This window comes from Idiomarina sp. Sol25, assembly GCF_033052775.1.
Taxonomy (GTDB): Bacteria; Pseudomonadota; Gammaproteobacteria; order Enterobacterales; family Alteromonadaceae; genus Idiomarina.
This window is the reverse complement of sequence record NZ_JAUPEW010000192.1, coordinates 1-252: the sequence shown is the minus strand read 5'-3', so window position 1 is coordinate 252 and position 252 is coordinate 1. Positions and strand designations below refer to the sequence as shown.

Genomic DNA, 252 nt, shown 5'->3' with positions numbered 1-252 from the left:
CCCGGTAGCCGATGGCCAGAAGCATCTCCAGCCGGTAGTGATCGACCTGATAGGTTTTGCCGTCCCCGGCAGTTGTTGCATAACGTGCAACTACTGTCTCGGGCGAGAGTTCGGCATCGTCGAAGATGGCCTTGATGTGCCGGGAAATCACAGACTTGTCGCGGCCGAAGAGGTCGGAGATCTGGTTCAGAGACAACCAGACAGTGCCGTCAACAGCTCGAAGCTGGATTTCGGCCTCGCCGTCTTCGGTGC

1 pseudogene is annotated in these 252 nt (G+C 58.3%); it reads right to left on the bottom strand.

Annotation, left to right across the window (positions count from 1 at the left end):
• Window positions 1-252, bottom strand: a pseudogene (locus Q5L94_RS13965) (cell filamentation protein Fic); the annotation flags it as partial.